This window comes from Parasaccharibacter sp. TMW 2.1884 (genome assembly GCF_023337695.1).
GTDB classification, from domain to species: Bacteria; Pseudomonadota; Alphaproteobacteria; order Acetobacterales; family Acetobacteraceae; genus Bombella; species Bombella apis.
The window spans coordinates 273,696-284,116 of sequence record NZ_QORR01000002.1 but is presented as its reverse complement, the minus strand read 5'-3'; the positions used below and the strand labels follow the sequence as shown (position 1 = coordinate 284,116).

General features: G+C 61.2%; 8 protein-coding genes. 4 read left to right on the top strand and 4 right to left on the bottom strand.

Annotated elements, in window-relative coordinates; genetic code table 11:
- Nucleotides 1–353: 353 nt before the first annotated feature.
- A complete protein-coding gene (gene clpB / locus DTI93_RS05525) occupies nucleotides 354–2,954 on the bottom strand; it encodes an ATP-dependent chaperone ClpB (protein WP_043558851.1) in 2,601 nt (866 codons plus the stop codon).
- Between the two features lie 234 nt (nucleotides 2,955–3,188).
- Entirely contained in the window at nucleotides 3,189–3,797 is a 609-nt protein-coding gene (locus tag DTI93_RS05520) for a YqgE/AlgH family protein (RefSeq protein ID WP_043558854.1), read from the bottom strand.
- An 83-nt stretch (nucleotides 3,798–3,880) separates the two neighbouring features.
- Here DTI93_RS05520 and DTI93_RS05515 point away from each other — a divergent pair, with 83 nt between their 5' ends.
- Entirely contained in the window at nucleotides 3,881–4,642 is a 762-nt protein-coding gene (locus tag DTI93_RS05515; RefSeq protein WP_103765617.1) for an SDR family NAD(P)-dependent oxidoreductase, read from the top strand.
- 33 nt (nucleotides 4,643–4,675) lie between these two features.
- Here DTI93_RS05515 and DTI93_RS05510 read toward each other — a convergent pair whose 3' ends face one another.
- Nucleotides 4,676–6,481 carry a DEAD/DEAH box helicase gene (locus DTI93_RS05510; RefSeq protein WP_081562894.1) on the bottom strand — a complete coding sequence of 602 codons (1,806 nt, stop codon included), beginning with the start codon at nucleotides 6,479–6,481 and terminating at the stop codon, nucleotides 4,676–4,678.
- Between the two features lie 132 nt (nucleotides 6,482–6,613).
- Nucleotides 6,614–7,249, bottom strand: coding sequence for a class I SAM-dependent methyltransferase (locus DTI93_RS05505; RefSeq protein ID WP_227449724.1), 636 nt, complete (start codon nucleotides 7,247–7,249; stop codon nucleotides 6,614–6,616).
- A 174-nt stretch (nucleotides 7,250–7,423) separates the two neighbouring features.
- Here DTI93_RS05505 and dapF point away from each other — a divergent pair, with 174 nt between their 5' ends.
- From dapF to ftsY, 3 genes are read left to right on the top strand one after another with little or no spacing between them, the layout of a single operon-like run.
- Nucleotides 7,424–8,233, top strand: coding sequence for a diaminopimelate epimerase (gene dapF / locus DTI93_RS05500; RefSeq protein WP_249079896.1), 810 nt, complete (start codon nucleotides 7,424–7,426; stop codon nucleotides 8,231–8,233).
- The gene (locus DTI93_RS05495; RefSeq protein ID WP_043558866.1) at nucleotides 8,230–9,444 is read left to right on the top strand and encodes a MiaB/RimO family radical SAM methylthiotransferase; all 1,215 of its coding nucleotides are present in this window, start codon (nucleotides 8,230–8,232) and stop codon (nucleotides 9,442–9,444) included. Before dapF ends, DTI93_RS05495 begins: the two co-directional genes overlap by 4 nt.
- 44 nt (nucleotides 9,445–9,488) lie before the next feature.
- The gene (ftsY, locus tag DTI93_RS05490) at nucleotides 9,489–10,403 is read left to right on the top strand and encodes a signal recognition particle-docking protein FtsY (RefSeq protein ID WP_043558868.1); all 915 of its coding nucleotides are present in this window, start codon (nucleotides 9,489–9,491) and stop codon (nucleotides 10,401–10,403) included.
- Nucleotides 10,404–10,421: the final 18 nt, after the last annotated feature.

Genomic DNA, 10,421 nt, shown 5'->3' with positions numbered 1-10,421 from the left:
CTTAAAGTCAGATACATCAGCTTCCGTCTTCCATCAGCCTTCGCCAACGAAAACGCCGCCAACATATCCCTTCCAGTCTCTACTTTATAACCCATATTCTCTTGTCAATGACCACCCCAGCCGCCCCAGAACTCCCGCCCCAGCGCCGCCGGTGAATGGGCTTATACGCACCCACCCCCACACGGTCAACACGATTCCCGAAACTTTCTCAAAGTTTCTTCACATAAACCCCAAAAACCCCAGAAAACCGCCACCTAACCCAAAAAACACAACCCCCGGCGAATCACCCCACCAAAAAGAATCGACAACAGAAAAAAGACCGCCCCCTGCGGGGCGGCCTTCCATCACGCCATTCAGCTCTGGGCTGCCGAATGTCCATTTATGAGCAGTCCCTGATCATTGGCCGAGATGGTCACCTCATCTCCGTCATGGATGGTCCCTTCCAGCAGGAGACCGGCCAGAGGGTTCTGCAACTCACGCTGGATCACCCTCTTCAGCGGACGGGCACCATAGACCGGATCATACCCAGCCTCGGCCATCCACTCCCGTGCCTTCTCATCCAGAGACAGGGTGATCTTGCGATCAGCCAGAAGATGCCGCAGGCGGCCCAGCTGAATCTCCACGATCTGGCCCATGTCCGCCCGCTGGAGACGGGAGAAGAGAATGATCTCGTCCAGACGGTTCAGGAATTCCGGCCGGAAATGCGCCCGGACAACCTCCATCACCTCATTCCGCACGGATTCGGTTGATTCACCATCCTTCTGATGCGCCAGAACCTCGGAACCAAGATTGCTGGTCAGCACGATGATCGTATTGCGGAAATCCACCACACGACCCTGCCCGTCCGTCAGGCGGCCATCATCCAGCACCTGAAGCAGGATGTTGAAGACATCCTCATGCGCCTTCTCCACCTCATCAAAGAGGATGACCTGATAGGGACGCCGCCGCACGGCCTCGGTCAGCACGCCACCCTCATCGTAACCGACATACCCCGGAGGGGCACCGATCAGACGGGAGACGGAGTGCTTCTCCATGAACTCGCTCATGTCGATCCGCAGCAAAGCGCGTTCATCATCAAAGAGGAACTGCGCCAGCGTCTTGGCAAGCTCGGTCTTGCCCACACCGGTCGGACCAAGGAACAGGAAGGAACCGATCGGGCGATTGGGGTCCTGCAACCCGGCACGGGCACGGCGCACAGCATTGGACACGGCCACCAGAGCCGATTCCTGCCCCACGACACGCTCACGCAGCACGGACTCCATCCGCATGAGCTTGGAACGCTCACCTTCCAGCATCCGGTCCACCGGCACGCCGGTCCAGCGGGACACGACAGCGGCGATTCCCTGATCCGTCACGGTATCAGCGAACAGCGTATTGCCATCAGACTGGGCTTCTGCCTGCTGGGCCTGTTCGATCTGACGTTCCAGCTCCGGAATACGGCTGTACATCAGCTCGGATGCCCGCTGGAGATTTCCCTGGCGCTGCGCCACCTCAACCTCGGACCGGGCGTGGTCAAGCTCTTCCTTGTATTTCTGCACGGCATTCATGCGGTCTTTCTCCGCATGCCAGGCCGCACTCATCGCATCAGACTTCTCCTGAAGGTCAGCCAGTTCAGCTTCCAGAGCTTCCAGACGCTCACGGGAGGCCGTGTCATCCTCCTTGCGGATGGCCTCACGCTCGATCTTCAGCTGGATGATGCGGCGGTCCAGCTCATCCAGAGCCTCAGGCTTGCTGTCGATCTGCATCCGCAGGCGGCTGGCGGCTTCGTCAATCAGATCGATGGCCTTGTCCGGCAGGAAGCGGTCCGTGATATACCGGTTGGACAGGGTCGCTGCGGAAACCAGTGCATTGTCGGTGATCCGCACCCCATGATGCAGCTCGTACTTCTCCTTGATCCCACGCAGGATGGAGATCGTGTCCGCAACGGACGGCTCACCCACAAAGACCGGCTGGAAGCGGCGGGCCAGCGCAGCGTCCTTCTCGATATATTTGCGGTACTCATCCAGAGTCGTGGCGCCAAGGCAGTGCAGCACACCCCGGGCCAGTTCCGGCTTGATGAGATTGGACGCATCCATCGCCCCGCTGGAACGCCCTGCGCCAACGAGCGTATGCATCTCATCGATGAAGAGGATGATCTGCCCCTCGGCACTCTCAATCTCCTTGAGGACAGCCTTCAGGCGTTCCTCAAACTCACCCTGATATTTCGCACCGGCAATCAGTGCCCCCATGTCGAGAGAAAGCAGCTTCTTGTTGCGCAGAGCCTCCGGCACATCGCCATTGACGATACGCAGGGCCAGCCCCTCCACGATGGCGGTCTTGCCAACACCGGGTTCACCAATCAGCACGGGATTGTTCTTGCTGCGGCGTGCCAGAACCTGAATGGCCCGGCGGATTTCCTCGTCACGCCCGATGACCGGGTCCAGCTTGCCTTCCTGCGCCTGAGCCGTCACGTCACGGGCATATTTCTTCAGCGCATCAAAATTGTTTTCTGCCGAGGCCGAATCCACGGTCCGCCCTTTGCGGACGGTCGCAATCGCCTTTTCCAGAGCCTGAGCAGACGCCCCGCCCTGCCGCAGGGCCTCACCGGCCGGTGTCCTGCTGGCCGCAATGCCTGCCAGCAGACGGTCCTGCGCCACGAAACTGTCACCAGCCGCCTTGGCAGCCGCCTCCGCACCATCCAGCACCCGCACGAAATCAGGCGTCGGCTGGGGCTGGGATGCTCCGCTGCCCTGCACAGCCGGCAGTTTGGCCAGGGCCGCATCATTGGCCTGCCGGACGACCTTCGGGTCCCCGCCTGCGGCACGGATCAGCCCTGTCGCCGCTCCCTGCTCGTCATCCAGCAGGGCCTTGAGCAGATGCTCCGGCGTCAGCTGCTGGTGATAGTCTCGCAGGGCAATGGTCTGGGCAGCCTGAATGAACCCCTGGCTCCGCTCCGTAAATTTCTGAATATCCATGATATTTGCCTCTCCTTCTCGCCCCATCCTTGGCAGCGATGACTGTTCAGCCTGCCCCGATATGGCGACAGACCGTGCCTAAAATTTAGGCACGATCACATCGGTTTCAAGAGGGCGTTTCTGGATTCACCCACAAAAACGCCTGTCTGCAAGGAGATTCCGGGACCTTTCAGACTGGTAAAGTCTGAGACCAAAACAGAAGGCAAGCAATAGAAAGGCAGCCCCGCAGAAACCTTATGCCTCCCCCACTGAAGCCGTAAGTGAGGACGGTTCCAGCCCTACACTCTCCAGCGCACGCTGCCATTTTGTGGAGGGATCCGCTCCAAAGACAATATCTTCATCAGCCGGAACAACATACCAGGCATTGCCATGGAGAATCTCTTCTTCAAGCTGCCCGGCGGCCCATGCGGCATGGCCAAGCAGCAGCATGGCCTGCCGTGGCCCCCGGCCTGCCGCCAGCTCCCGGATCATCTCGATGCTGGCACTGACTTCTGCCACGGGCGGCTCATCCGGCAGGACGGTCATGCGGCTGCCTGTCCTGCCACGCCCAAGGCCTCCACCTTCCGGCGAATGGAGAACAAAACCCCGCCCCGGCTCCACCGGCCCGCCAACACCCACACCAAAAAGACGCTGCGGCGGGTTGGGCGATACATCCAGATGGCGCAGCAACGCACTGATGTCCGGGTGGGTCAGCCGACGATTGACAATCATCCCCATGGCTCCATCCTCGGCGGAATGGGCGCAGAGATAGATGACCGTCTGGGCAAATTCGGTCCCTGCCAGAACAGGGGTGGCAACCAGCAAACGGCCCGTCAATGTCTCGATCGGCTCAAGAATCGGCATGAACACCTCTTACAAACAGGGGATGCGTCCAGCATAACAGAAGACAGTTCTGTTTTTCATTCTTCATACACGGAGTTCCCACAATGACCCAGCCACAGACCATCCTCGTGACGGGCGCCACATCCGGGTTCGGCAGAAGCATCGCCACACGGCTGGTCCGGGAGGGGCACCGTGTCATCGCCACGGGGCGCCGGAGTGAACGGCTGAGCAACCTGCATGAGACACTCGGCACCAGCCTCCTCCCCCTCACACTGGACATGAGCGACCGGGACGCCCTGCGCGCCCTGCCCGAAACCCTGCCAGAGGGCTGGCGCCATGTGGATGTTCTCATCAACAATGCCGGGCTGGCACTGGGCGTCACACCCGCACAGGACTCCAGCGTGGATGACTGGGAAACCATGATCGACACAAACATCTCCGGCCTCGTGGAGATCACCCACGCCCTGCTCCCCGGCATGATAGAACGGGAGCGCGGTTACATCCTCTCCATCGGCAGTACGGCGGGTCATTACGCCTATCGGGGCGGGAATGTCTATGGGGCGACGAAAGCCTTCGTCTCCCAGTTCATGAAGAATCTGCGGACAGACCTGCTGGGCACGCCACTGCGTGTCACGACCATCGAACCCGGCCTTGTGGGTGGCAGTGAGTTCAGCAACGTACGGCTGCGTGATGATGCAAAGGCACGGGCCGTCTATGAAAACACCACACCACTGATGCCTGCCGATATTGCAGAAACCGTCTCATGGCTGATTGGCCTGCCGGCCCACATGAACGTGAACCATCTGGAGATCATGCCCGTCTGTCAGGCATCTGGCGGGCTGGCCGTCATGAAAAAGGAGGGGTAACCCCCCTCCCTCTCCACTTCAACGGCGATGGAATCAGCTCCGGCGGCGGGTGGATTTCTCGCCGCTGCGGGCCGGGCCGGAACGACGTTTGAAGGATGACGGGCCACGGCCCCCTTCCCGACCTTCACGCCCCTCACGACGCCCCCCGCCAGCGGGGCCACCAAAACGCCCTTTCGGTGCACCAAAGCGACGCCCACCCGGCGGGCCACCACGACCCCGGCGGGGACCGGCCCCACCGGCAGGAGCCTCGGCTGGCTCAATGGTCACCTCGTCCTGCTCTGCTCCTGCCCGACAGGCATTGAAACGGGCCAGCTTTTCATCAGAAATCTGGAAGAGCGTGTCATCCTGCTGGATGCAGATATTGCCAATATCCCGCTTCTGCACGCCACCAAGACGGCAGATGAGCGGAATCAGCCATTTGGGATCGGCCTTTTCACTACGCCCTACGCCAAGGCGGAACCACGAACCAGCCATCTCATACCCACGTCCCCCTTCACGGGCAGCACCACGGGCTGGTGGCTCGACAGACACAGGGCGGATATCTTCCACACGGGGCAGATGCGCCTTGTGGAACCCTACCAGAGCCCGGGCCAGCTGCGTGGCATCGAAACGTTCTGTCAGCTTGGCCACGATCTCTTCCGGCACGGCAACGGAGGCTTCCCCGGTCAGGATCGGATCTTCCAGCAGACGCTGTGCATCCTGCTCGGCAATGGCCTCTGCCGTTGGTACCGGCTCCCACTCAGCCTTCACACGGGCCTGCGCCAGAACACGCTCCGCCTTGCGCCGCTGGTTGAATGGTACCATCAGCACGCTCACGCCCTTGCGCCCTGCACGACCTGTCCGGCCGGAACGATGCAGGAACGTGTCGGAAGAAGACGGCACACTGGCATGGACAACCAGGCCGAGGGCCGGGACATCAATGCCACGGGCCGCCACATCGGTGGCCACGCAGACACGGGCCGCACCGGAGCGCAGGCTCTCGATGGCACGAGACCGCTCATTCTGCCCCATCTCACCGGAAATGGCGACGGAGGCAAAGCCCCGCTCCAGCAGGGCTGCCTGAACCTGATTCACCAGCAGGCGGGTGTTGCAGAACACCATGGCTGTCTGGCTTTCATAATACCGCAGCACGTTGACAAGCGACCGCTCCACTTCCTGCGGGGCCGTCACCACGCAGCGATGGGTGATGTCGGCATGCTGCTTCTGGCCGGAGACCGTATCAATCCGCTTGGCGTCCTGCTGATAGCGCCGTGCCAGAGAGGCGATTTCCCGAGCGATGGTAGCGGAAAACAGCAGGGTGCGGCGTTCCTTCGGGGATGCATCCAGCAGCTGTTCCAGCTCCTCACGGAAGCCCATGTCCAGCATCTCGTCAGCTTCATCCAGCACAACGGCACGCAGGCCCGTCAGGTCCAGCTTGCCACGGGAGAGATGGTCACACAGACGGCCCGGCGTACCAACCACGATATGAGCACCACGCTCCAGAGAGCGGGCCTCACGGCGGGCATCGGTCCCACCGATGCAGCTGGCGATACGGGCCCCGGTCTCGGCATAAAGCCATGAAAGTTCTGTCTGAACCTGCATGGCAAGCTCACGGGTCGGGGCAATCACCAGCGCCAGCGGGGAGCGGGTCGGGGCCATCCTGTCCCCTTCCGTCAGCAGATCGGTCGCAAAGGCGAGGCCAAAGGCCACTGTCTTGCCAGAGCCCGTCTGCGCAGAGACGAGCAGATCACGCCCTTCCAGCCCCGGCTCCAGCACGGCCTCCTGTACAGGCGTTGGCTGTTCATAGCCACGTGCAGCCAAAGCACGGGTCAGGGCGGGATGGGTATCGGGAAAAGGCATCGTCAACGAACACTCGGTCATACACATGCTGCCACGAACCAGTTTGTGGCAGCCAGAAAAACGGTGAATACCCCTTTCTGCCCTGCAAGGCCAGAGACGATCCACCACCATATTGAAAAGCTGGATTACAGCTCAACCTGCCACAGGACGGCGGCCAATGACAGCCCGAACCGTATCCTGCCATGCTGTAAGGTCTTCCGGCGGGACAACCTCACCGGTATCCAGCTCCGCAAAACCGGCCCGCTGCATGAGGGCACTGGTGAAACGGACCCGGTCTTCCGGCTCCAGCGCCTGCCAGATGGCCACGGCCTTGGCCGGTACGAATCTGTCGGAAAAACTGATGATCAGCGGCGCACCGGGCCGCAGAACACGGAACAGCTCTTCGATGACCTGCTGCGGCTTTGTCAGATAGGCCAGCCCATCACAAAGGAGAGCTCCATCAAAACTCGCCTCATCAAACGGCAGGACAGGCGTGCTGTTGAGGTCCTGTTCCACAGCGCTGCTCAGGGCCTGATTGGCCTTGAGAGCCGCCTTGCTGACATCCAGCCCGATGAATTCCTGAAAGGTGGCATCCTCCGGCAGATGGCTCATGGCCCCGCACATCAGGTCCAGCGTCCGCCCCCCCACGGGCAGGGCGGTACGGTAAAGGGCAGTAATGGCCGTGCGGGCTCCCATATCCATCAGGGAATCCAGCTCCTGCCGGGCCCAGAAAGCCTCATCCGGCTCTGAAGATGCCTGTGTGAATGCTTTTTCGTGTAGGCCCTGCACGCCTTCCCCTTTTCGGCTTGTTCCTTGCTGTCGTCTCTTAATATAGGGCAGCTGGATTCCTGAACAATGCCTGCCCCGGCAGGAAAAACAGACCGGCAGCAGGAAGGCTTCATTTTACCCCGGCCATGCAACATTATAGAAAGAGGCGGTTTCATCACGTCTCAGAGGGGCATCATGGACGTTTCCTTCACGAAAATGCATGGGTTGGGGAATGATTTTGTCATTCTGGATGGCAGAAAGACACCACTATCCCCCTCCACCACACTCATCAGCCGCCTCTGCGACCGCCGCACGGGCATCGGCTGCGACCAGCTTGTGACACTTTCCGCCCCAACACGGGATGGTGCGGACGTGCGGGTCCGCTTCTTCAACCCGGACGGCTCAGAGGCCGGTGCCTGCGGCAATGCCTCCCGCTGCGTTGCGGCCCTGCTGGGCGGCAGCCCAACCCTTCAGACACAGAATGGCCTGCTCCCCACATCGCAGAAAAACGGGCTGATTTCCGTCCTCATGGGCACGCCCCACCTGGACTGGCAGACCATCCCTCTCGCCCGGGAATGCGACACGGCCCGTCTCCCCCTTCACGACGGAGCAGCCTGCTCCATGGGCAATCCCCATCTCACACTGTTCCGCTCCATTGAAGATGCCGCCGCTCTGGGACCAGTTCTGGAAACCGATCCCCTTTTCCCGGAACGGGCCAATATCGGCTTTGCGGAAATTCTCTCCCCCACCCACATCCGCCTGCGGGTCTGGGAGCGGGGTGCCGGGTTGACCCTTGCCTGCGGATCAGGCGCCTGCGCAGCGGTCGTCAATGCAGCACGGCGTGGCCTTGTGGAACGGACATGCCGTGTCACCATGGAATGTGGCGCCCTGACCATCACATGGCAGGATGATGGCTCCGTCCTGATGACCGGCCCGGCCCAGACCGTTTTCACCGGCACGCTGGATGAGAGCTGGCTGGAAAAAGGACAGACCACCACACCATGAGCGTCACCCTTCTCACCTTCGGCTGCCGCCTGAACGCCCATGAAAGCGATGCCATGGAGCATCTGGCCCGCCTGGGGCAGATGCGGGACGAAGAGACCATCATAGTCAATACCTGCACGGTGACGGCAGAGGCCGAGCGGCAGGCCCGCCAGACCATCCGCCGTGCACACCGGGAAAATCCGGCAGCCCGCATCATCGTGACAGGCTGCGCCTCCGAGCGGGCCGCAGATGCATGGGCTGCCCTGCCCGGTGTCAGCCGGGTGATTCCCAATACGGAAAAGACGCTCCCTGCCACATGGGGCCTGCCTGATGAGGCAGGGCAGGCTCCCCCACCATCCCGCTACATCCGGGCCCTTCTCCAGGTTCAGCAGGGCTGCGACAATGACTGCACATTCTGCGTCATTCCGGCGGGCCGGGGGCAGTCCACCTCCATGCCTCCCGGGGAGATCATCCCCAAGGCCCGGGCTCTTGCAGAAGCGGGACATTGTGAAATTGTCCTGACAGGCGTGGACATTGCCTCATGGCAGCAGAAGGATATGGGGCTGGGCCAGCTCTGCCGCCATCTGCTGGATGAAGTGCCGGAAATTGCCCGCCTGCGTCTCTCCTCCATCGACCCCATGATTCTCACGCCAGATACAGGGGACAAGGCCCTCTGGGACCTGATCGCTGATGAGCCCCGCTTCATGCCGCATCTGCATCTTTCCCTTCAGGCGGGCTCCGACCTGATCCTGAAACGCATGAAACGCCGCCATAATACAGCTGACGTAGCCGGACTGATCGCACAGGTCCGCCATCTGCGGCCTGATACCGGCTTCGGAGCTGATGTGATTGCCGGCTTCCCCACCGAGACGGATGCCCTCTTTCAGGAAACGTACGATTTTCTGGCAGAGCAGGCCATTCCCTTCCTCCATGTCTTCCCTTACAGCGAACGCCCCGGAACACCGGCAGCCCGTATGCCCGCCATGCCGAAAGCCACAAGGCAGGAACGGGCCGCCAGACTGCGGGCACTGGGCCAGACCATACGGGACCGTTTCCTGAACCGCTTTGTCGGGCAGGAAAAAACCGTCCTCATGGAAAGCCCGACAACCGGCCATACACCCGAATTTGCCGCCTTCACACTTCCGCAAGCGCAACCATCCCACCGGGGACGGCTGGAGCGCATCCGCATCACAGCTGTGCAGGATGGTATGCTCATGGCAGAAATCCCCTGAACAGGGCTTGACGGCTCCCCCCTTCTCACACCAATTCGACAGTCATGGCTGGATTTTTTTCTCGACTCAAACAGGGTCTGTCCCGTTCAAGCGCACGCCTCAATGCGGTGTTTGTCAAACGGCAACTTGATGATGAAACGCTGGAAGAGCTTGAAGACGAGCTGATCGCTGCCGATCTCGGTCCTGCCGTGGCCGGACGGATCATCGAACAGTTCCGTGAGAAGAGCTTCGGGGAGCACATCACCCCGGAGGAAATCCGCCAGACACTGGCCGCCGAGATTTCCCGGGTTCTGGAACCCGTAGCCCAGCCTTTCAAACTGGACGACAGCAAGAAACCGCATGTCGTTCTGGTGGTGGGCGTCAATGGTGTGGGCAAGACCACGACCATCGGCAAGATCGCCCATCAGTATCACCAGCAGGGCAGGTCCGTCATGATGGTGGCGGGCGATACCTTCCGGGCGGCAGCAGTCGAACAGCTCCAGATATGGGGGGAGCGCACAGGCTCCCCGGTCATCGCCGGCAAACCGGGCGGCGATGCCGCCGGACTGGCCTATGACGGACTGAAACGGGCCACGGAGGAAAAGGCCGATCTGCTCCTCGTGGACACGGCGGGCCGCCTGCATAACCGACAGGCCCTGATGGATGAACTGGCCAAGATCATCCGTGTGATGCAGAAATTTGACCCCTCTGCGCCCCATAGCGTCCTGCTGGTGCTGGATGCCACAACCGGGCAGAATGCCATTGAGCAGGTGCGGGTCTTCCGGGAGCTTGTGAATGTCAGTGGACTGGTCGTGACCAAGCTGGATGGTTCCGCCCGTGGTGGAATCGTGGTGGCTCTGGCCGAACAGTTCAAACTGCCTGTCCACCTTGTCGGCGTTGGCGAACAGGCCGAGGATTTACGGCCATTCTCTGCCGAAGATTATGCCCGTGGGCTGGTCGGCGATGCCAAAACGGCGTAACCTGTCCCCGTCACGATA